The sequence below is a fragment of the Stenotrophomonas sp. Steno-Z4 genome, assembly GCF_056393145.1.
Genome location: NZ_JBWJPC010000002.1, coordinates 363,841 through 385,329, shown reverse-complemented (window position 1 = coordinate 385,329; position 21,489 = coordinate 363,841). Strand labels below are relative to the sequence as shown.

The 21,489-nt window shown below is 65.0% G+C and carries 20 protein-coding genes and 1 riboswitch; of the genes, 5 read left to right on the top strand and 15 right to left on the bottom strand.

What is annotated here, in order from left to right; translation table 11 throughout:
* Position 1: 1 nt before the first annotated feature.
* The 7 genes from AC06E7_RS08145 to AC06E7_RS08115 form a co-directional block, all read right to left on the bottom strand.
* Positions 2-1,258 carry a class I SAM-dependent methyltransferase gene (locus tag AC06E7_RS08145; RefSeq protein WP_478064051.1) on the bottom strand — a complete coding sequence of 419 codons (1,257 nt, stop codon included), beginning with the start codon at positions 1,256-1,258 and terminating at the stop codon, positions 2-4.
* Positions 1,255-2,022: a DUF1365 domain-containing protein gene (locus tag AC06E7_RS08140; protein ID WP_478064049.1), complete on the bottom strand. Its 768-nt coding sequence runs from the start codon at positions 2,020-2,022 to the stop codon at positions 1,255-1,257. Before AC06E7_RS08140 ends, AC06E7_RS08145 begins: the two co-directional genes overlap by 4 nt.
* Positions 2,019-3,299 carry an NAD(P)/FAD-dependent oxidoreductase gene (locus AC06E7_RS08135; RefSeq protein WP_249833532.1) on the bottom strand — a complete coding sequence of 427 codons (1,281 nt, stop codon included), beginning with the start codon at positions 3,297-3,299 and terminating at the stop codon, positions 2,019-2,021. The genes AC06E7_RS08140 and AC06E7_RS08135 overlap by 4 nt, the downstream gene beginning before the upstream one ends.
* A gap of 1 nt (position 3,300) precedes the next feature.
* Complete coding sequence (locus AC06E7_RS08130; protein ID WP_068848487.1) at positions 3,301-4,260, bottom strand: acyl-CoA desaturase; 960 nt, start codon at positions 4,258-4,260, stop codon at positions 3,301-3,303.
* Between the two features lie 95 nt (positions 4,261-4,355).
* Positions 4,356-5,126, bottom strand: coding sequence for an anti-sigma factor (locus AC06E7_RS08125; RefSeq protein WP_478064047.1), 771 nt, complete (start codon positions 5,124-5,126; stop codon positions 4,356-4,358).
* Positions 5,123-5,692 carry a sigma-70 family RNA polymerase sigma factor gene (locus tag AC06E7_RS08120; protein ID WP_478064045.1) on the bottom strand — a complete coding sequence of 190 codons (570 nt, stop codon included), beginning with the start codon at positions 5,690-5,692 and terminating at the stop codon, positions 5,123-5,125. Before AC06E7_RS08120 ends, AC06E7_RS08125 begins: the two co-directional genes overlap by 4 nt.
* 70 nt (positions 5,693-5,762) lie before the next feature.
* Positions 5,763-6,542: a hypothetical protein gene (locus AC06E7_RS08115; protein WP_478064043.1), complete on the bottom strand. Its 780-nt coding sequence runs from the start codon at positions 6,540-6,542 to the stop codon at positions 5,763-5,765.
* Between the two features lie 111 nt (positions 6,543-6,653).
* Positions 6,654-6,885: riboswitch (cobalamin riboswitch) on the top strand.
* Between the two features lie 214 nt (positions 6,886-7,099).
* On the opposite strand from AC06E7_RS08115, the gene metE reads away from it, so the two are divergent.
* The 3 genes from metE to pncA all read left to right on the top strand — a co-directional run bounded on the left by metE (position 7,100) and on the right by pncA (position 10,815).
* Complete coding sequence (metE, locus tag AC06E7_RS08110) at positions 7,100-9,397, top strand: 5-methyltetrahydropteroyltriglutamate--homocysteine S-methyltransferase (RefSeq protein WP_478064041.1); 2,298 nt, start codon at positions 7,100-7,102, stop codon at positions 9,395-9,397.
* Positions 9,398-9,463: 66 nt separating this feature from the next.
* On the top strand, positions 9,464-10,135 hold the full coding sequence (locus AC06E7_RS08105; RefSeq protein ID WP_478064039.1) for an epoxyqueuosine reductase QueH: 672 nt from the start codon (positions 9,464-9,466) through the stop codon (positions 10,133-10,135).
* 53 nt (positions 10,136-10,188) lie between these two features.
* The gene (gene pncA, locus AC06E7_RS08100) at positions 10,189-10,815 is read left to right on the top strand and encodes a bifunctional nicotinamidase/pyrazinamidase (RefSeq protein ID WP_478064037.1); all 627 of its coding nucleotides are present in this window, start codon (positions 10,189-10,191) and stop codon (positions 10,813-10,815) included.
* 136 nt (positions 10,816-10,951) lie between these two features.
* Here the strand turns inward: pncA and AC06E7_RS08095 are convergent, their stop codons facing one another.
* The gene (locus AC06E7_RS08095; protein WP_478064035.1) at positions 10,952-11,848 is read right to left on the bottom strand and encodes a CPBP family intramembrane glutamic endopeptidase; all 897 of its coding nucleotides are present in this window, start codon (positions 11,846-11,848) and stop codon (positions 10,952-10,954) included.
* Between the two features lie 472 nt (positions 11,849-12,320).
* Complete coding sequence (locus AC06E7_RS08090; protein WP_478064033.1) at positions 12,321-13,190, bottom strand: SDR family oxidoreductase; 870 nt, start codon at positions 13,188-13,190, stop codon at positions 12,321-12,323.
* 97 nt (positions 13,191-13,287) lie between these two features.
* On the opposite strand from AC06E7_RS08090, the gene AC06E7_RS08085 reads away from it, so the two are divergent.
* On the top strand, positions 13,288-14,184 hold the full coding sequence (locus AC06E7_RS08085; RefSeq protein WP_478064031.1) for a LysR family transcriptional regulator: 897 nt from the start codon (positions 13,288-13,290) through the stop codon (positions 14,182-14,184).
* A 30-nt stretch (positions 14,185-14,214) separates the two neighbouring features.
* Here the strand turns inward: AC06E7_RS08085 and AC06E7_RS08080 are convergent, their stop codons facing one another.
* The 3 genes from AC06E7_RS08080 to AC06E7_RS08070 all read right to left on the bottom strand — a co-directional run bounded on the left by AC06E7_RS08080 (position 14,215) and on the right by AC06E7_RS08070 (position 17,448).
* Complete coding sequence (locus AC06E7_RS08080; RefSeq protein ID WP_478064029.1) at positions 14,215-15,090, bottom strand: nuclear transport factor 2 family protein; 876 nt, start codon at positions 15,088-15,090, stop codon at positions 14,215-14,217.
* A 183-nt stretch (positions 15,091-15,273) separates the two neighbouring features.
* Positions 15,274-16,395, bottom strand: a complete 1,122-nt coding sequence (locus AC06E7_RS08075; RefSeq protein ID WP_478064027.1) for an alkene reductase — start codon at positions 16,393-16,395, stop codon at positions 15,274-15,276.
* Between the two features lie 24 nt (positions 16,396-16,419).
* Positions 16,420-17,448 (bottom strand): TIGR03571 family LLM class oxidoreductase, encoded by a 1,029-nt coding sequence (locus AC06E7_RS08070; RefSeq protein ID WP_478064025.1) that lies wholly within the window; start codon positions 17,446-17,448, stop codon positions 16,420-16,422.
* Between the two features lie 96 nt (positions 17,449-17,544).
* Between AC06E7_RS08070 and AC06E7_RS08065 the strand changes: the two genes are divergently transcribed.
* Positions 17,545-18,465: a LysR family transcriptional regulator gene (locus tag AC06E7_RS08065; protein ID WP_478064023.1), complete on the top strand. Its 921-nt coding sequence runs from the start codon at positions 17,545-17,547 to the stop codon at positions 18,463-18,465.
* Between the two features lie 19 nt (positions 18,466-18,484).
* Here AC06E7_RS08065 and AC06E7_RS08060 read toward each other — a convergent pair whose 3' ends face one another.
* From AC06E7_RS08060 to AC06E7_RS08050, 3 genes are read right to left on the bottom strand one after another with little or no spacing between them, the layout of a single operon-like run.
* Entirely contained in the window at positions 18,485-19,207 is a 723-nt protein-coding gene (locus AC06E7_RS08060) for a hypothetical protein (protein ID WP_478064021.1), read from the bottom strand.
* Positions 19,204-20,268 carry an LLM class flavin-dependent oxidoreductase gene (locus AC06E7_RS08055; RefSeq protein WP_478064020.1) on the bottom strand — a complete coding sequence of 355 codons (1,065 nt, stop codon included), beginning with the start codon at positions 20,266-20,268 and terminating at the stop codon, positions 19,204-19,206. Before AC06E7_RS08055 ends, AC06E7_RS08060 begins: the two co-directional genes overlap by 4 nt.
* 3 nt (positions 20,269-20,271) lie before the next feature.
* Positions 20,272-20,751 (bottom strand): nuclear transport factor 2 family protein, encoded by a 480-nt coding sequence (locus AC06E7_RS08050; RefSeq protein ID WP_478064019.1) that lies wholly within the window; start codon positions 20,749-20,751, stop codon positions 20,272-20,274.
* Between the last annotated feature and the right edge of the window lie 738 nt (positions 20,752-21,489).

Below are 21,489 nucleotides of genomic sequence, written 5' to 3'. Positions count from 1 at the left end.
CTCAGTGGGTACCCTCGATCGGTGCCGGCCGGTAGCCGGGGCGCGCCAGCAGCAGCTGCGACACGCCGATGGAGCGTTCCAGGAAGCCACCTTCGCAGTAGGCCAAGTAGAACTCCCACAGGCGGATGAAGCGCTCATCGAAGCCCTGCGCGCGCACCGCCGGCAGCTGCGACAGGAAGCGAAGCCGCCAGGCACGCAGGGTGAGCGCGTAGGACTGGCCGAAATCATGCTGGCCGATCAGCTGCAGGTCGCTGCTGCGGGTCTTGGCCGCCATGATCGCGTGCAGCGAAGGAATGAAGCTGCCGGGAAACACGAAGCGCTTGATGTAGTCCACGCTGCGCCGCGCCTGCTCGTAGCGTTCGTCTTCGATGGTAATGGCCTGCAGCAGCGCCAGGCCTTCCGGCTTGAGCAGCCGGGTGAGCGTGGCGAAGTAGGTATCGAGGTACTGCGCGCCGATGGCCTCGATCATCTCGATGGAGACCAGCTTGTCGTACTGGCCCTCCAGGTCGCGGTAGTCCTCCAGCAGCACCGTCACCTTGTCCTGCAGCCCCGCGCTGGCCACCCGCTCGGTGGCCAGCGCGTACTGCTCCCTGGAGATGGTGGTGGTGGTGACGTGGCAGCCATGGTGAAGCGCGGCATACACCGCGAAACCACCCCAGCCGGTGCCAATCTCGACCACGCGGTCGCCCGGCTTGAGCTGAAGCTGTTCGCAGATCCGCGCCAGCTTGCGCTGCGAGGCCACTTCCAGCGTGTCACCGGGCTCGGCATAGAGCGCCGAGGAGTACATCAGGTCGCGGGACAGGAACAGCGAGAAGAACGCATTGCCCAGGTCGTAGTGCGCGGCGATGTTGCGGCGGCTGCCTTCGCGGGTGTTGCGGCGCAGCCAGTTCCAGCCCTGCAGCAGCCAGCCGCCCAGCCGCGCCGGGCCGCGCTCCATGCCATCGAGCAGCGCGCGGTTGCGCACCAGCAGCTGCACCAGTCCCACCAGGTTGTCGCAGCGCCACTCGCCGCGGATGTAGGCCTCACCGGCACCCACGCTCCCCTGTGCGCCGACCGCACGGTAGAAGGCCGGGTTGTCCACCCACACCGTCACCTGCAGCGGTGCAGCGGCGTCACCGATGGAGACATCGCCCAGTGCATCGCGCAGCTGCAGCCGGCCACCCTGCAGCGGGGCCAGCTGGGCCAGCAGGCGGCGGCGCAGGAACGCTTCCAGCGTGCTGGGCTCAGGCAGGGCAAGCGGTCGGGTCATGTCGTTCATGGGTGCTTTCCAGCAATGGAAGGGTGGTCGTGGACGGGCGTGCGCTTGAGCCACAGCCGCAGCGCCTGCCAGTGGATGGCGGCCACCACCTGCACCGTCATCAGCGGGTGGCGCAGCAGCACGCGGGCCAGGCCGGGGCCGGTGAGGGGATGGCGCTGCAGGGCCAGGTCGGCATCGAACTGGCGCTCGCCGTTGCGCCACACCTGCATGTGCACGTGCAGGTCATCGCCCGGCGCGGTGAAGCGCCAGCGGTACTCGCAGTCCATCGGCAGGAACGGGGAGACGTGGAACTGCTTGTCGAACGTCCAGGCCAGCGCGCGGCCGTGCGCGTCGGCCTGCGCCACGGGCAGCACGTAGGCGTGGCGTTCCTGCCAGGGCGTATTGGTGATCTCGGCTACGATGCAGTCCAGCGTGGTGCCGTCGGCCGCGTAGCAGTAGTAGAAGCTGACCGGGTTGAAGATGTGCCCGGCATGGCGCAGGTGGGCGAGCATGCGCACGGGCCCAGACGGCGCATGGCCCAGCGCCTGGGTGATGCGTCCGCGCACGGCATCGGCCAGCGGCTGGTCCGGGTCGCCCAGGTAATCGCTGCGGCGGAACTCCGCCAGGTTGCGGCGGTTCACCGACCAGAACCAGCGGCCGTCGAACAGGTGGTCCAGCTCGTCCAGGTCGATCAGCAGCTGCGCGATGGGGTAGTCGAACGCGTGCAGCTGCGGCGCATGCCGGCGGTGCTGCATCCTGCCGCGATAGATCGCACTGGCCGTCATGCCGGTACGCCCTGCGACAGCGGCCAGTACGCCTCGGCATCCAGCGACTCCAGCGCCTCCACCACCCGGCGCGCACTGCGGATGCCATCTTCATGGAAGCCCCAGCCCCAGTAAGCGCCGGCAAACCAGGTGCGGCGCCGCCCCTGCACTTCGGCCCAGCGCCCTTGTGCACGCACCATGGCGTGGTCGTGCACGGGGTGGGCGTACTGCATCCGGCGCAGGATCTTCTCCGGCGCAATCGCATCGGTACGGTTGAGCGTCACCACCAGCGGCGTAGGCGTATCGATGCCCTGCAGCAGGTTCATGCAGTAGCTGACCGTGCACGGTGCCAACGGGTCGCGCGGCACGTGTGCGTTCCACGCCGCCCAGGCCTTGCGGTTGCGTGGCAGCAGGGTGGCATCGGTATGCAGCACCACCTCGTTGGGCTGGTAACGGATCGCGCCGAGCACGCTGCGTTCGGTGGCATCGGCATCGGACAGCAGTGCCAGCGCCTGGTCGCTGTGGCAGGCCAGCACCATCTGGTCGAAGCCCTCCAGCCCATCGGCGGTGAGCACGCGCACCCCGTGCTCCTGCCGCTCCACGCCCAGCACACGGCATTCCAGCCGCTCGCGTACCCGCCAGCGCCGCCGCATCGCGTCCACATAACGCGCCGAACCCCCCTGCACCACCCGCCACGCCGGGCGCCCGGTCATCTGCAGCATCTGGTGGTTGGCCATGAACTGCACCAGGTAACGCGCCGGAAAGTCGGCCAAGGCCTGGACCGGCGATGACCACAGCGCAGAGGCCATCGGCAGCAGGTGCTCCTGGACGAAGGCCTCGCCGTAGCGGCCCTGCTTCAGGTAGTTGCCCAGTGACGGTCCCTCTTCCCCGCTGCGAAGCAGCGCCGGCGCCTGGCGATAGAAGCGGCGCAGGTCGCGCAGCATGCCCCAGAAGCGCGGCGAGAGCAGGTTGCGGCGCTGGCAGAACAGGGTATCCAGCGTGGTGGCGTTGTACTCCAGGCCAGTGCTTTCGCTGTGCACCGAAAAACTCATGGTGGTGGGCTGCGACGCCACGTGCAGCTCATCGAACAGCGCGGTCAGCAGCGGGTAGTGCTGCGGGTTGAACACGATGAAGCCGGTGTCCACCGCCTGCGCGCGGCCATCCACCATCACGTTGTGAGTGTGGGTGTGGCCGCCGAGGTAGTCGTTGGCCTCGAACAGCGTCACTTCATGGCGCTGGCTCAGCCACCAGGCGCTGGCCAGTCCCGCGATGCCCGATCCGATCACGGCAATGCGCATGTCAGTGCTCCGCCTTGGCCAGCACCCAGGCCGGCACCGGTTTGAGGTCACGCACCAGGCCCAGCGCGGCCATCGCGCGCAGGCCGTACCAGGTGATGTCCACTTCCCACCAATAGAAGCCCTGGCGCACCGTGCCCGGGAAAAAGTGGTGGTTGTTGTGCCAGCCTTCGCCGAAGGTGAGCAGGGCCAGCCACAGGTTGTTGCGGCTGTCATCGCCGGTGTTGAAGCGGCGGCGGCCAAAGCGGTGCGCCAGCGAATTGATCGTCACCGTGGCGTGGAACAGCACCACCGTGGAAATGAAGAAGCCCCACACCAGCATCTGCCCGCCGCTGGTGCCCAGGCCCGGCGCGACGTGTTCCAGCAATGCGCCAAGCCCGTACAACGCAGCGGCCAGTGCCACCGGCACCAGCGTGTCGAAACGGTCCAGCCAGCGCAGCTCCGGATACTTCGCCAGGTCCGGAATGCGCGCCCAGTCGGTGCGGAAGCCTTCGGTGGTGAGGAACCAGCCCATGTGGCTCCACCAGAAGCCGTGCACGGTGGGCGAATGCGGGTCGGCAGCGGTTTCGGTGTGGCGGTGGTGGTTGCGGTGGTGCGCGGCCCACCACAGCGGGCCGCGCTGCACGCTGGCCGCGCCGATCAGTGCGAACACGAACTGCACCACGCGCGAGGTGCGGAAGGTGCGGTGCGCGAAGTAGCGGTGGTAGAAGGCGGTAATGGCGAACATGCGCACCGCGTACAGCGCCAGCGCCACGCCTACCGCCACCCACGACACCCCCACCCAGATCACCGCCAGGCAGGCCAGGTGCATGCCCACGAAGGGAATCGCCCGCAGCCAGTCCACGCGGTTGCCGCTCCCACCGGCGGCCGGCGCGGCGGCGCCGGTGTCGAACCAGCGCAGCACGGTGGCCCAGCGGCCGCGCGGGGCGCGGGCGGGTTGGTCGGGGGTGGAACGGGACAGCATGTCGCGCGTCTCCTGAGCGGTTCATCAGGAGATACGCAGGCTCGCGCCGTTTGGATGCACCCCTTCCGAAAAATAATTTCCGGAAGGGGTGGCCGTTACAGGTTGGCGATGTCGCCCTTGGCGATGACCGGACCGGTCGGAATGCCCTGCGGCGCCCCGCTCGACGGTTCCAGCGTGATCGCCAGCACCGACCCGTTCACAAGGACATCACGCAGCGCGTCGGGCACGGCCACGGTGTGGGCACGGTTGATGGACACCAGGCCCAGCGAACGCGGCGTACCGCCGGCCGGAATCAGCCACAGCTCCGGTGCGCGGCCAGCCGCATCGGCCGGTGCGGGGACGGGCACCATCAACACCTTGCCCTGTGCCTTGTCGACCGAGGCCAGCCAGCCGGGCGTGCCATCGTCGTGCAGCAGCGGGGTGACCGGCTTGGTCGCCTGCTCCGGCTCGGCCGGGGTCTGCGCCGGGGTGACGGCCACCGGGGTGGACGGGGCGGTGGGCAGCGGCTGGCGGTTGAACACCGCCACCAGTGCCAGCGCCGCCGCCAGGGCAGTCATGCCCTGCCAGAAGCCGGTGCGCTGCCAGAGCCTGGGCGCGGCGGTCACCGCCGGCCAGCCCAGCTCGCTGCGGATGCGCGGCCACAGGTGCGCCGGCACCGCCTCGCTGCCGAGCTCTTCCAGCAGCGGGGCCAGCCGCACCTGCCACTGCTCGACCAGCCGGGCGAAGCCCGGGTCGGTGGCGATGCGGTGTTCGATCTTGAGGCGCTCGGCGGCGTCGTGCACGCCCAGCACGTATTCGCCGGCCAGGATGTCGGCGCTCGGCGGCTGGCCGTCGTCTTGAATATCGTGAAGGTCGCGGATGTTCATCGTTCGAGGCACACCCGCAGTTGGCCCAGCCCGCGCCGGATCCAGCTCTTCACCGAACCCAGCGGCGAACCGATGCGGCGGGCCAGCTCTTCATAGCTGGCACCGTGCAGGAACGCACTGCGGATCAGCGAGCGGCGGCGCGGTTCCAGGGTATCCAGGCAATCATCCAGACGCTCGCGGTCGGAGGCGTGCTCGGCCGCCTGCGCCGGCTGCGGCGCGAAATCGGGAATCTCTTCGGCCACGGAAAGCTCATCCAGCGGGCGCGGCGGGGCCGAGCGCAGGCGGTCGATCGCGCGGTTGCGCGCCATCATCGAGAGCCAGGTCATGGCCGAGGCCCGCGTGGCATCGAACTGGGTGGCCTTGCGCCAGACCGTGGTGAAGACGTCCTGCAGGACCTCTTCGGCATCGCGGCGGTCGCGCAGGGTGTGCAGGCAGATCGCGAACAGCCGGCCCGAGGCCAGCTGGTAAACGGACTCGAACGCCTGGCGGTCGCCCTCGGCCACCTGGACCAGAAGCCGGTCCAAGCGTGTTGATGCGGCGGTATCGGAAGCATCCAGCTCAGGCATCGCGGGCTCGGTGTCGGCAGGTAGCAAGCCTGCATGGTCGTTGCTCCTGAGGTCGGCTGCAAGAGGGTATTCATGAGTCGCATGTCTTCACCAACGCTTGCCCCCGCGCCGTGGCAAGCTCGGCCGCGCCAGCGGCTACGGGCGGCGAGGGGAACTCCACGCGCACCTGCGGGTAGCGCCCCTTGTGGTCACGTACGTTGCCGGTGCCGGTGAACTGCAGCAGGCGCTGGTCGGCGCTGGCATAGATGAGGGTTACCGCCGGCACCGCGAAGCCGAACCAGGCATCGAGCTTCATCTGCAGCTGCTGCGCCGGCTGCCCTTTCCAGGTGAGCGCTGCGGTGCGTTGCAGCTTCAACGGCACCAGCCGCTGGCGGCTGGGCAGCAGGAACTGGAACGCCACCGGCTGCCCTTCGAGCAGGTCCGCCCAATGCCGGCGCACGGCCGCGTCGAATCCGGCGTCGACGACCGCGCCCGCAGGCACCTCCAAGGCGCGGCTGACCAGCTTGTCGTCCGAAGTGGCACGCACATACACCGTGCGCGCCGCACCATTCCCACGCACGCCTTCCTGGTAGCCGTCGCGGCCGTCTTCCAGCGCGAAATCCGGCGTCTGCGGGCTGCCCTGCGGCGTCATCCACTTGCGCGCGAAGGGGCGGCCGTCCGCGCAGCGGTACAGCACCAGCCGCGACAACGCCTCGGGCGGCCCCTGCAGCCAGTGCGTCTCGCGGTAGAGCAACGAACCACCATCCGCAGCGAACGCGCGCCCTTCCTGCCGCTGCACGGCCTGGGCAGGCGCCAGCAACGGGAACAGCAGCAGAAGCAGTCCAGCCGAGCTGAGAGGGAGGCGGCGCATGCCGGTTTCCATGGGAGGTTGCTGGAGAGATACGCGGCAAGTGGGCGCACGGATGCAGTGGGCCGCACAAGGCAGTGCACGCACTCCCCTTGACCGCCGCCCCAACTCGGCCTACCTTGTGCTCGTCGAAGGTATCCATCTCTTCATGCAGATGAAGGGATGGGTTTAAACGGGAATCCGGTGACGGTGCCTTGCGCACCCATTCCGGAGCTGCCCCGCAGCGGTGAGTGGAAACGAAACCTGCCAACAGCACTGGGCTTGGCGCCTGGGAAGCGGCAGGAAGTAGGTGGGCTCCGTGCCCGTGTCCATCAGCCCGAATACCGGCCCCGGCCGGAGGACACGACCGTCCTCTGATTCGACCTGGAACGTCCGCGGGGAGGTTGCCGGGGCCTGCCGCCATGCGTCCTGCGTGGCGCTGCCCCCGTGCGTCCGCTTCACGGCATCCGGTTCGCCCGCGGGGGCGAAGGTCGCTGGCGGGGCGGACACGGCAGCAATGGCGTGGGTGCCGCGCAGTTCCTTCGTTCCTCAATGCCGCTACTGCAATGAGGACACGTTCCATGACCACTGTTACCAACCTGGGTTTCCCCCGCATCGGCGCCAAACGCGAGCTCAAGCGCGCGCTGGAAGCGTACTGGTCCGGCCAGAGCAGCGCCGAAGCGCTGCAGGACACCGCCACCGCCCTGCGTACCACGCATTGGCAGCTGCAGCGCGACGCCGGGGTGGATGTGCCACCCAGCAACGACTTCAGCCTGTACGACCAGGTGCTGGATGCCGCCTTCCTGTTCGATGCCATTCCCGCCCGCTACCGCGCGCTGGCCGATGCCGATCCGCTGGCCGGCTATTTCGCGATGGCACGCGGGCTGCAGCGCGATGGCTTCGACCTGCACGCGCTGGAAATGACCAAGTGGTTCGACACCAACTACCACTACCTCGTGCCCGAACTGCAGGCCGGCCAGGGCTTCGCGCTGCGCGGCGACAAGCCGCTGGCCGAGTACCGCCAGGCCAGGGCGCTGGGTATCGAAACCCGCCCGGTGCTGATCGGCCCGGTGACCTTCCTGCTGCTGTCCAAGACCACCGACGGCAGCCCGGCGCTGGACCTGCTGGATGCGCTGCTGCCGGTGTACGTGCAGCTGCTGGGCCAGCTGCTGGCCGCAGGCGCGCAGTGGGTGCAGCTGGATGAGCCGGCGCTGGTGCAGGACCTCAGCCCGGAGGCGCGCGCCGCGTTTGAACACGCATACGCCGTGCTGGCCGACGCCCCCCGCCCGAAGGTGCTGGTGGCCACCTACTTCGGCGCATTGGACGACAACCTGGAACTGGCGGCCTCGCTGCCGGTGGATGGCCTGCACGTGGACCTGGTGCGCGCGCCGGAACAGCTGGATGCGGTGATCAAGGCCCTGCCCGCCGGCCGCGTGCTCTCGGCCGGCCTGGTCAACGGCCGCAACATCTGGCGTACCCACCTGGACAACGCGCTGGTGCTGGCGCGCTATGCCCACGGCCAGCTGGGCAGCGATTTCCTGTGGCTGGCGCCATCGTGTTCGCTGCTGCACAGCCCGGTGGACCTGGCGCATGAGAAGAAGCTGGACGACGAACTGCGTGGCTGGCTGGCGTTCTCGAAGCAGAAGCTGGAAGAGCTGCGCGTGCTGGCCGATGCGATCGACGCGCCGGCGCGCGCCGAAGCCGCGCTTGAGCTCTCGCGCGAGCGCGTCGCCTCCCGCAAGCGCTCGCCGCGCGTGCACAACCCCGCCGTGGCCGCGCGCCTGGCCGCACTGACCCCGGCCGATGCACAGCGCCACAGCCGCTACCCGCAGCGCCACCTGGCCCAGGCCGCCGCACTGAAGCTGCCGCGCTTCCCCACCACCACCATTGGTTCCTTCCCGCAGACGCTGGAAGTGCGTGAGGCCCGCGCCCGCAACAAGTCCGGCACCCTGCCCGACGCCGACTACGATGCGTTTCTGGCCAGCCAGACCGAGCACTGCGTGCGCATCCAGGAGCAGATCGGGCTGGACGTGCTGGTGCACGGCGAGTTCGAGCGCAACGACATGGTGGAGTACTTCGGCGAGCAGCTGGAGGGCTTTGCCTTCACCAAGAACGGCTGGGTGCAGAGCTACGGCTCGCGCTGCGTGAAGCCGCCGGTGATCTACGGCGACGTGACCCGCCCACAGCCCATGACCGTGCGCTGGTCGCAGTACGCACAATCGCTCACCGACCGCCCCATGAAGGGCATGCTGACCGGCCCGGTAACGGTGCTGCAGTGGTCGTTCGTACGGGATGACCAGGCCCGCGCCGATACCTGCCGGCAGATCGCGCTGGCGCTGCGCGATGAGGTGCTGGACCTGGAGGCGGCCGGCATCGGCGTGATCCAGATCGACGAACCCGCCATCCGCGAAGGCCTGCCGCTGCGCCGGGCACAATGGCGCGAGTACCTGGACTGGGCAGTGGAAGCGTTCCGGATCAGCGCCAGCGGCGTGCGCGATGCCACCCAGATCCACACCCACATGTGCTACTCCGAGTTCAACGACATCATCCACTCGGTGGCGGCAATGGACGCCGACGTGATCTCCATCGAGACCTCGCGCTCGCGCATGGAACTGCTGGATGCCTTCGTGCGCTTCCAGTACCCCAACGAAATCGGTCCGGGCGTGTACGACATCCACTCGCCGCGCGTGCCGGACAAGGAGGAGATGCTCTCCCTGCTGCGCAAGGCCGCCGAGGTGCTTCGCCCCGAGCAGATCTGGGTGAACCCGGACTGCGGGCTCAAGACCCGCGGCTGGCCGGAGACCCGCGCCGCACTGGAAGCGCTGGTAGCGGCGGCCCACCAGCTGCGCGCCGAAACCGCCGACGCCAACGCCGCCTGACCTTTCCACTGTTGCACAAGGACCCCGCTGCCGCCGTTGCCGGCAGCGGGGTCAATGGATTTCCGCATGACCGATTTCATCCGCCCCACCCTCACCCTGCCCGGCGGCCACGACAAGCTGCTGCTGCATTCGTGCTGTGCGCCCTGCTCCGGCGAGGTCATGGAGGCCATCACCACTTCCGGGATCGACTACACGATCTTCTTCTACAACCCCAACATCCACCCGGCACGCGAGTACGAGCTGCGCAAGCAGGAGAACATCCGCTTCGCCGAGCAGCATGGCGTGCCCTTCATTGACGCGGACTACGACACCGACAACTGGTTCGCCCGCGCCCGTGGCATGGAGAACGAACCCGAACGCGGCATCCGTTGCACCATGTGCTTCGACATGCGCTTTGTGCGCACCGCGCTGTACGCGCATGAGCATGGCTTTCCGGTGATCAGCAGCTCGCTGGGCATCTCGCGCTGGAAGGACATGAAGCAGATCAACGACTGCGGCCACCGTGCTGCTGCCCACTACCCCGGCATCCAGTACTGGGATTACAACTGGCGCAAGGGCGGTGGCGCCGCGCGCATGGTGGAGATCAGCAAGCGGGAGCAGTTCTACCAGCAGGAGTACTGCGGCTGCGTGTACTCGCTGCGGGATGCCAACCGCCACCGGCGCGAGAACAACCGTGAGCGGATCAAGATCGGGCTGTTGTATTACGGCCAGGACAACGACGCGCCCAAGGGCGATTGACGTACGGGCGGGGGGCCGCCACGCTGGTTGCCCCCCGTTGCGCTGGAGCTTCCATGACCGCCCTGCCCGCCGATGTCGCCCTGCTGGTAATCGACCTGCAGCCGGACTTCATGCCCGGTGGCGCGCTGGCCTGCGAGGAAGGGGATGCGCTGGTAGCGCCGATTACCGCCCTGCTGGCGGAACGTCGCTACCGCACCGTGGTGGCAACCCAGGACTGGCACCCGGCCGACCACGCGTCGTTCGCCAGCCAGCATCCGGGCAAGCTCCCGTTCGAGACCATCCTGCTGCATGCGCAGCCGCAGACCTTGTGGCCGAACCACTGTGTGCAGGGCAGCGAGGGCGCCGTGCTGCACCCGGGCGTGGACTGGACCGTGGCCGACCTGATCCTGCGCAAGGGCACCCGCCGTGAGGTGGACTCCTATAGTGCATTCCGGGAGAACCATGGGCCTGACGGCACCCGCCCGGCCACCGGCCTTGCCGGCTGGCTGCACGAGCGTGGCATCCGCGAGGTGCATGTGTGCGGGTTGGCGCGGGACTACTGTGTGTTATGGAGCGCACAGGATGCGGTGAAGGCGGGGTTCCGGGTGAAGTTCCACTGGGAGCTGACGCGCCCGGTGACCGAGGCCAACGACGGGATGGTGCGCGAGGCGCTGGCCAAGGCCAAGATCGCAGTGATCTAACGCGCGGGACTGGCACGCCACCGAATGGACGTAGCCGCTGACCCCGCATCCGGTAGGTCACGACCGTTGGTCGTGACGGACCATCAAGGGCCCGGGCGGGGCGGTGCCCCGGGCAGTGGCGTTACCTGCTGGGCGGCTAGAAGGTCTGAGCTCCGCGCGTCTTTCGCCACTGGATCCAGGCGATCGCGGCGACGAGGAAGACGCTGCACAGGTAACTGCCTTCTGGTCCTTCCGCGCCACCGGTCAGAGCGTCGGGACCATACGGGCGCAGCGCCACCAGCAGGGCCGGCAAGTGCGAGTCCATGCCGGTGACGGGCAGTTCGAAGCCGGTCGCGAGCAACCAGTTCCACCCCGCGTGCCAGCCCATCACGCCCCAGATATTGCCGGTCCGCAGCGCCCAGGCGCAGGCGAACAGCGAGAACAGGAACGTGCCGAGCATGACCCGGGGCGGCTGGTGCGGACTGAAATGCAGGAAGCAGAAAACGAGCGATACCAGCAGCACTGCCACCGTGACATTGGTCTTGCGCGCCACCACCGACAGCATCCAGCCGCGAAAGATGACTTCCTCCACGCTCGCCTGGAACATGAAACCCAATAGCAGCAGACCGATGTGGAGCAGACTGACGGACGAACGCCAGGCCGGCCCCAAATCCGCCGCCTGCATGCCGCCAGCCATCCAGATCGCGACTACGACCAGCGCGATCGTGCCGAATCCAACGGCCAGTCCGTGCAGGAAGGTTTTCAGTGGCGACGGACCGGTCAGCCCGATACTCGCCAGCGAGCGCCCTTCGACGAAGCGTACCCAGCCGAGCACGGCCGCCAGCGTCGGCGCGAAGCCGATCCACAGCAGCGCATGCAAGCCAGCGAGGCCGATCGGATCGCCGCTCGGCGTCGACCAATGCTGAGACTGCATCCACCCGTCCAGCGCGATCACCGGCACCGCGTTGAACAGGATCATCAGGATCGGCGTCAACCAGGCCCAAGGCAGCCAGCCGCGGGCCGGATCGGGCGAATACAGGGCAACGGGGGTCATGCGCGGCTCCAGGTCGACGTGATCGCCGCCGCAAATTGCCCTCCGCGCGGGGGCGTGGCAACCGGTTTGCGACCAAGCAACAGAAGCCGCCGATGAATCACTCGGGTCGCCGACGAAATGGCTGAGTCGTCGCCCGTGGTGTCCGCTTTGGGTCCAGTTCCTCGCCCTGGCTCTCTACGGATTTGTTGGTCCGTTTGCAGGGTTACTTGCAGCCTTCATCATGACTTCGCTGATGCTTGGAACACTGCCCAATCCTCTTGCGTACTGATCCTCATCTTGTTTGGTTACCCGGTTGGTGCGATTGGTGTGCGCGGATCTACTTCTGTTCGCCAAGCAAGGCAACCAATTCAGCGCGTCGTGCAGCCTCCCTCGGTCGCTCGTCGAGGTCCGCTTTCGGCAAGAGCGGACGCCCAGATGGCGAAGGCTGAGAGCTCTAGGAGGTAGCGGTTCAACCGTTGCAATTGCTCGGCCTTCAGCCCGCTGACGCATGCTCCGCCGCAAACGCTGCGTACGTGCGCAACGGCCGCCCCAGCAACTGCATCAACCGCTCCACGTCACCCGCGCCCGGCAGCATGCCGTCGCTGATGAAACGCTCGGCCATCTGTCGCATGTCGTAGGCCATCCACGCCGGCATGAACTGGCGCAGGTTCTGCTCGAAGGCGGCCGTGTCATCGCCGCCGTAGGCGATCGGGCGGTTCAGCACATCGCTCCAGATGGCGGCCACCTGTTCTCCGGTGAGTGCTTCCGGGCCCACCAGGTCGAGTCGGGTCAGCGCGCGGTTGTCCGGCGCCTGTTCGCGGTTGAGCAGTTCGATGGCGGCAATCTCGGCGATGTCGCGGGTGTCGATCATCGCCAACCCCTTGCTGCCGATCGGCATGGGGTACACACCGTAGCCCTGCACCACGTCCTTGATAGTGAGGTCGTTATCGATGAAATAGGCCGGGCGCAGGATCGTGGCGCTGAAGCCCATCTGCTCGATCATGCGCTCCACGCCGAACTTGCCGGCGAAGTGCGGCACGTTGACGTAGCGGTCGCTGTGGATCACCGACAGGTACACCACGCGCTTCACCCCCGCCTCGCGGGCGACGTTGAGGGTGATGAGTGCCTGCGTGAATTCGTCGGCGACCACGGCGTTGAGCAGGAACAGCGTGGAGACGCCCTTCAGCGCTTGGCGGAGGGCATCCACGTCCAGCATGTCGCCCTGCACCAGTTCCACGGTGGCGGGCAGGTTGGCGGTGGCGGGGGTGCGGACCAGTGCGCGAACGTTTGCGCCGCGCTGGATGAGGTGCTGAACGACCTGACGGCCGATAGTGCCAGTGGCGCCGGTAACAAGAATGGTCATGGGGTACTCCGGGTGAGTGGTGAGGCCTCATGGTTATTGATCCGCTTGCGGGCCGATAGCCCATATACTTGGACCACCTGTCTCGCTGGTGGAACACATGGACCTTCTGGCCTTGGCCGACTTCAACCTGGTGGCGCGACACGGCGGGTTTGGCCGTGCCGCGCGCGCGGCCGGGCGCCCGAAGGCAACGCTGTCGCGTCGCGTGGGTGAACTGGAGGCCAGCCTGGGGGTGCGGCTGTTCGAGCGTGGCTCGCACACGCTGAAGCTCACCGAGGAAGGTCGGGCGCTGTTCGAGCGCACCGAGACGCTGCTTACCGAACTGGACGAAGCGGCCACGTCCATTGCCTCAGGCGGCGACACGCCCCGCGGCCGGCTGCGCGTGAGCGCACCGATGCTTTTCTCGCAGATGGCGCTGGGCAAAATTGCAGCCGAATTCGTAAAGCGCTATCCACAGGTGCGGCTCGACATCACCACCGAAGACCGCGCCGTGGACATGGTGGAAGAAGGCTATGACCTGGTGATAAGGGTCAATCCGGATCCGGATGAGCGGCTGGTGGGGCGGGTGCTGATCCGGGACCGCCTGGTGGCGGTAGCGCACCCGGACCTGCCCCTGCCCGCGATGGGCGAGACGGCGCCTGCGGTGTTCCGGCCGTCGAGCGATGCCACCGGCTGGGACTTAATAACGCCGCGAGGCGAGATACGTATCGCGGTGGATCCGGTGCTGCGCCTGGGCGCACTGACCATGGTGCGCGATGCCGTTCGTGCAGGCACCGGCGCAGCGATGCTGCCCTTCTCGCTGGTTGCCGACGATCTCAGGGATGGCGCATTGGTGTCATGGGGAAATGCAAAGGCGCCGCCCATCGAGATATGGGCACTGTACCCGTCGCGACGACTGCTCAGCTCAAGGGTGTCGGCGCTGCTCGACCTGCTCAGGGAATCCTTCCCCGAAGGTCAGGCGGAGGAGCTGGCCGCCTTCGCAGGCGGGGGTCGCTGACGGCCAGAAGCGGACCGCCGGCGCATCGAGCTACGCGGCGCTCTTCCCGATATCGAATCCAGGAACAGCTGAGGGCGTGAACCAACCAGGTCGATAGTCGGTCCACTGAATTCGCCATTTTCCATCTGCTTCTCGTGCAGCTTCGATCTGATAGTGGGCGCCATAGACAGGTCCAATGCCCGGCTCATCCTGTCGCTCTGGGATGATGCGGGCAACGATCATCCGGCCACGAAGTCCGTCTGGATCAACCTCGATACGTGGAACATCCGCGAAATGCTGCATCCACGGCCAATGCCGACGAAAGCTCTTTAGTTGCCCAACCACGGCGTGGCGCCCCGCCAGCTGGCCCATTGGCGAGAATCCTCCACGGACATCAGCTGAGAAGCTGTCAGCGAGGAGTGCGATATCGCCTTGGTCGATAGCGAACGAGTACCGGCTGTAGAGCTCCCGCAGCGCATCTTCAGTGGAAAGTGGAAGGTCTGAATGGGCAAGTTTTGCCCAAGGCGAATCCAGTTCACTCACGATTGTCGGCGGTGCGTCGCCCAGCTTCCAGCCTGAACCGTCGGGTATATGGCTCCAATGCTTCACGTCAACGCTGGTGCCTCGGAACCAGTTCACCGACAGGCGGATTTCGCTGAATACCCAAGCATCATCTGCCATTGATAGCTCGAATACGGCGGTAGCTCCGAAAAGAAGGGGGACGCGGCCACCGGGTCTCCCTGCGATTGCATACGCACTGGCCACTGCCTTGTGGCCTGATGCACCCACATAATGATTGGAGGTGCGGATGCTCAGCTTGGCAATGGATGTGTCACCGCCCAATGCAGTGGCGATGTGTTCAAGTCCGGTGGCACTGCCGTGTTGGCCGCTGATGAGCCGGGTGTTCATGCCAACCACCTCGGTCATGGCGGACCAGTCATTGGTGGCCCACGCTGCAAAGAAGGACTCAATCGCGCTTCGCAACTCAGCCCGTGTTCTGGTAGACATCATCATTACTTCCTATCATCGGCCAGCGGCCGTGTGTACCGGGCGTGTATATCTGCGCCGATGGAGCATTCCCACACAGCACGCAGACGAAATCATGTCGTGCTAGGTGCAAGCGGCGCAGATTTCGGATTCTTCATAGCGAAGGTAATCGGTGTAGCCTTTCGGTCCATGCGGTCCGTAGAAGGTGGTGCGGTCGGCTTCCTTCAACGGCCAGCCATTTCGCACCCGCTCAACGAAATCCGGGTTGGAGATGAATGGTCTACCAAAGGCAACCATATCCAGGCTCGAACTCATCACGGCGGCCTGTGCGTCCTGAAGGGTGAAGCCGCCTGCGGATATCAGCGTCCCTTGGTACGCGCGCCGAAACTCTGATCCGAATCCGCTCGGAACGCCTGTATCAGCCATGCCATCCTTGTCACTGCAATGCAGGTAGGCAAGGGCTCGCCGACTCAATGCGTGTGCAACAGCGAGCCAGGTGTCTGCCTCATCCGCAAAACCCTTCATGTCCGACATGCGCCCAAACGGCGTTATACGCACGCCGATCTTCCCGCTTCCGATCTCGTCGCTCATTGCATCAATGGTTTCAAGGAGCAGACGGATGCGGTTCTCGATGGATCCGCCATAGGCATCGGCTCGGGTGTTCAGCTCACCATTGATGAACTGCTCGAACAAATAAGCGTTGGCGGCATGAAGCTCGACGCCGTCGAAACCTGCGTCCATCGCGCGACGGGCTGCCCGTCGGAAATCGTCAACCAGGCGTGGAATCTCGGACGTCAGCAATGCACGTGGCGTGTCTGCGGCAACTACGCCCGGCACTCCCGCCTCCATCCAGCCATACGCCGTTGCGCCCACCGCAGTTCTCGCGACAGATGACACAGGCGAGCCGGCGGACGGCTGCAGTGATCGATGCGACATGCGACCTACGTGCCACAGCTGAGCGAAAATTCGCCCTCCCGCCTCATGCACGGCACGCGTCACCCCACGCCATCCGGCCTCCTGCTCATCCGTGTAAAGACCGGGAATGAACAGGAAACCCGTGCCCTCCAGGGATACCGGGATTCCCTCGCTGATGATGAGCCCAGCAGATGCGCGCTGCTTGTAGTACAGCGCAGTCTGCTCATCGGCTACGCCCGAGCGGGCACGTGCCCGCGTCATCGGCGCCATCACGATACGATTGGCAAGGTGGAGTCCTGCAAGATTGATCGGGTCAAAAAGATTCGGCATGGTTGGCTCCGCAATAGTGGGGTGTCAGTGGCTGTTCTGTTCGCCGCGATCGAGGCTGGCCACCCGTGGGAAAACAAGCTCCGTCATCTCAGCCATGAGCTCGGCGTAGGGCCGGCGGGTGATCTTCGGATTCAGCGCAACGTGCTCGATCCCCGACGCGGCAATGACGTCAAGCAGATCTGCGAGCCCTGCACGGCCCGTGCGGAAGCCGCCTCGAATCCTCTGCAGCGGGTGCCTGGCGTCCTCGACCAGATCGAGGAATCCGGCCACTCCTAAAGGCTTATGTATGCCTGGATGATTGACGCGCGCGACCCGTGAACTCCAATCCTGGGCGAGCGCAGCCAACCCGGAGGGATCTGGTGCCGGCACGATCAGCCCATCAACGTGCTCGGCGAGCCAGTCGGTGCATTGTTGTGCCCGGCCGATTCCGAGAAGTGGCAATGCCTTGTCGACAGGCTTTGGCAACAGGTCGAATTCACCGTTTGACATGCCGAAGCGGGGAGACTTGAACTCCGGGAAGTCCTGTTCGGTTACCGTCCGGAGCACATCGAACGCGTCGCGAAAGCGCTCACCTCGACTCTGGAAGTCGATGTCGAACAGCGGGTACTCCGCAGGCCGATCACCGGAAGACAGCCCGAGCAGTAGGCGGCCGTTGGAAAGTTGGTCCACAGACGTCGCTTGTCTAGCGAGCAGCTTTGGGTCCCTGAGCGGCAAGACGACACCCGCCGTGCCCAGGGCGATTGTTCGCGTCGCAGCAGCCAGTGCCGACATGTACACCATGGGTTCGTAAATCTGCCCGGCATCGCCGTAACGCGGGTCGTAGAACGGAATATCCCGCAGCCACAGCGCGGAGAAACCCATGCTCTCCGCCTTTGCCGCCATTGCCAGATGGTCTTCCATCGTTGGCCAAGGCGTACCGGGGTGGGTCTCCAGCGGCAGAATCAGACCTACTGTGAGCCGGCCGCGCCGGAAGACGCGCCCCATTGAGTTGCCTTGAGCCGGCACTCCCTTACTGGGCTGTGCTGGATCAACGCTGGCGTGGGTGGCGAACATTTGACTGGTCTGGAAGGAGAGAAGGCCCAGTCTATTTGTGGTCTAATGAAAGATAATCCCTCTGCGACGACGATCTTTTGATCCCAGGAGTCATCAATGTCAGACGGTGAGCGCTTTTCAGGCATAGAAGCATTCGTCTGCGCAGCCAAGCACGGCAGTTTCACTACCGCTGCGGAGGAGCTGCGAATGACGCCTTCCGGCGTAGCGAAGGCCGTAACCCGGCTGGAGGCGCGGGTAGGCCTGAAACTGTTCCATCGAACGACCCGACGCCTCACATTGACCCAGGAAGGCGAAGCCTATTTGTCTACGTGTCGTGGCGTCATCAGTCAGCTGGATGACGTCGAGGCGGGGCTTTCGCCCAAGGACACGAATCCCCAGGGTCGCGTCAGGATCGAATTGCCTGCCGCCTTCGGCCGGAGACACATTCTCCCGTCACTGCTCGCGATGGCGGTTGAGTACCCGCGCTTGGATCTGACAGTGTCGTTCTCCGAGCGTACCGTTGATCTGGTTGAGGAGCAGTTCGATCTGGCTGTGCGAATCGGGACACTGGCAAGTGACTACAACCTGGTCGCCAGGCGGCTTGGAACGCAGCGACTTGTGATATGTGCGTCCCCGGACTACGTTGAGCGCCATGGTCAGATTGAAATGCCCCATGACGTCCTTCAGCAGGACTGCATTACCGGGCCCAGGCGGGGACACAAAGTCCCATGGCTGTTGAAGGGCAAGGACGGCAAACCGATGCGACTGGAGGTCGAGCCCCGTCACGAGTTCAGCGATGGCGAAGCCATGTTGCAGGCGGGTATTGCAGGGTGCGGAATCATGCAGATGCCCACGTGGCTGGTCGGACAAGCGATCGCCGACGGGCTCCTTGTCTCTTTGCTGGATGGTTATGCCGGCGAAGAGATGCCCATCCATGCGGTGTGGCCTAAATCGCAATACGTTCAACCGAAGGTAAGGGCGATCGTTGATCGCCTCACCATGCTGGCTCAGGCGCCGGATTCCGGCTTTCTCTCCTGACCCCAGGGGCGTGTGCAGCTCATGGCCCCGGGTTGACTGCCTCGATCCGAGTGATGATCGGAACGATGGGTTTCAGGTCGTCGAGCAATGCCAACCTGACGACGCGAACGCCGTTCGACGCCCCCCCTATCGCCGTTACCACTGCATGGTAGTCGCGAGCACCCTCCTGTGCGACAGACACTGCCATTACCTTGGACACCGAGCTGCCCAATACACCGCTCAGCACGGTACTGGTTTGATCCGTGCTGGCCAGTTCAGCGTGAACCAGTGCAAGAACACGATTGGCAGCCCAGGAGGTGTGGTACTCCGAACTGGCGTTGGCAAGAATCGGCGTCTTATCCAGCGATAAGAACCTTGCGCCCTCATCGACAAACTCCACCGTTGTCTCATAACTGATGATCGAGCCGCGCATGCCATCTGGTTGTGGCGCCTGGTATGCAACAACCATGCTCAGCTGTCCAACACCGCCTTCCCCCGCAACGAAGCTTGAGTGAATGATGTGGTGTGAACTGACCTCTTCGGGGACCGAAGCGAACCACCGTAACAGGCTTGCACGATCGTCAGCAAACACATGGTCACCGCGCCTGCCTGATAGCCGGACGCGGGGATGAAACATCTCAAGATGCGCGTCAATGTCGCCGCCTTCTGACTCCAGAAAGGCAAACCAGCGATGCGCCAGGTGGAGCGCCAGGTGGTGCCGCACACCCATCGCCGCCGGGTCTGCCAGGACTGCTCTGGTCATTCGAGCGAATCCTTGGCGAGCGCAGGCGCGCCACCGACCGTGCTCTCAGAGGCAGCGTTGACCAGCCTGGCAATGGACTCAAGCGCGTATAGCCTTGCTTCCTCACCCGGCATCATGAAGTTCACCATGACCTCATCGGTTCCATACGCTAGCGCGAGCTTGCGAAGCTCAGCCACGACCTGGGGCGCAGTGCCTGAGATCAGGCGGCCACCATTGCGCGATCTGACAGCGCGCTCCTCCGGCGCCCATTGGTGCTCACGCGTGGTACCCAGCGAAGGCACACGATCAAACGGCCGGACACTTTCGGCGTAGGTGAGCCACAGATGGAATGCGTCGGCGTACCGGGCGGCCTCATCCTCGCTTCGGCCCACGGCCACAAACACGGCCACGATAACGGAAGGAATTTGCCGGAACTCACTCGGCACGAACGACCTTCGGTAGGCCTCGGCTGCTTGGCGCCCCGTGGCACCGGGATTGATGAAGTGCGCAAACGTGAAGCCCAGTCCCGCCTGCGCAGCGATGTCGGCCGTCGCACCAGATGCGCCGAGAACAAACGGCTGCGGAGGATTTCTGGTTAGCGGCTGGGCCTGCATGCCTGCATACCGGGACCGGGGAAGATGCCTGCCCGTTACGAAGCCCAGCAGATCTGCAACCTTCTGTGGGTACGGTATGGATCCGGCTTTCTCATCGTTGAGCGCGAGGTTCGTGCGCTGGTCTGCGCCGGGTGCCCGGCCGAAGCCCATGTCGATGCGATTCGGAAAAATCGCCTCAAGTAACTGGTAGTTTTCGGCAATCTTCAGACTGCTGTAGTTCGGCAGCAGCACCCCGCCGGAGCCGACCCTGATCGACTCTGTTGCCGAGGCAATCCGAGAAATGAGAATCTCAGGTGAATTGCTTGCGGTCGCCTCAGCGCCATGATGCTCGGACACCCAGTAGCGGTGATAGCCACTCTCCTCTGCCCGCTTCGCGAAGCGCACAGTGGCCGCCAGGGCATCTGTCGCACTGAGTGCCTCGTCAACCGGCGAGTAGTCCAGGATGCTCAACTTCAACGGATCTGACATACCTTACGCCTCCGCCGCCTTGCCTGGTTCTTCCTTGCTTGCAACGCCACGGTCTGGCCACACCACTTCCAGGCGTGTGCGGGTAATGCGCCACTGTCCGTTGATTCTTCTGTACTCGTCCGCATACAGGCCAAGCAGCAATAGCGGATTTGGATCTGGTTTACTGGCCGTTTCGAAGTCAATGAGATAGCAGCGACCTTCCGCGCTATCTGGACCGGTTAGCCGCACCCGGTGATTCACGATGGCGTGCATGAAGGGATAGGTGCCTTGGCGGTCCCGGTCGAACAACTGGAATGCCTCGTTCAGCCCAGCGCGGATTGCATCAATGCCCTCCATCCTGCCAACGGTTACCTCCACCACTGCATCGTCAGAGAAGACCTGGTCCAGGTCCTCGATGTTGTTGCCATCAAGGTGATGCGCGTACAGGACTCGTAGATCCTTGATCTCCTCTCTGTCCAGAAGTGACTTGACTTCGGTACTCATGGTTGCAGTCCTCCAATATCGGATGCCGTAGCAGGACTGCACTCTACCCAAGGCTTGGCCTTCGATAATCGAGTCTGGAATCCACTCACTTGCGACTTCTGGGATCAAATGGCGCGGTGGCGGCCTGTATCACGACGCCGCGCCGAGCCCCTACGGAGCAACCCAATCGGAGGACCTGATAGCACTTCATGTCTCCTTTCGGCCAGGAGCAGACATAGAGGCCGGAGTGGCCACCTACGAACCACCGCTCTTTGTCGCCCCTCCGAGGCACATCGCGTCACTCAAGAGTTGGAGGAGCAGAAGACAGCCCTGGGTTTCCGAAAGATCGCTGCCGAATTCCGTAAAGGTGCCTCGCTCCTTGTAAAGAACGATCCAAGCGGAGCCATCCCTCACAAGGGAGTAAGACTCGCTCTCCGAGGCAGTCTACGCAATGGAGTAGAGACCCGGATGCACTCCGGCGCGGATCAACTTCTCCCTCAGCTCTTGAATGTTCATTTGGTGCTCGGGGTTATTCAGACTTGGCTCGGTGCCTTTGTGAACGCTGCATCCAGCACAGCCTCCAACTCAGCGAGGCTGCAACGCTGATTGGCAGCGACCAGTGCATTCCCCTCGTCGCAGTTGACGAGCACATCAAGCTGTATCGGCAAGTGATTACCAGGGAACTTCCGTAAACGGAGAAATACCTCGGAGTCCGATACCCAATCTGCGCTATCCATGGACCAGCGAGGATCAGAGAGG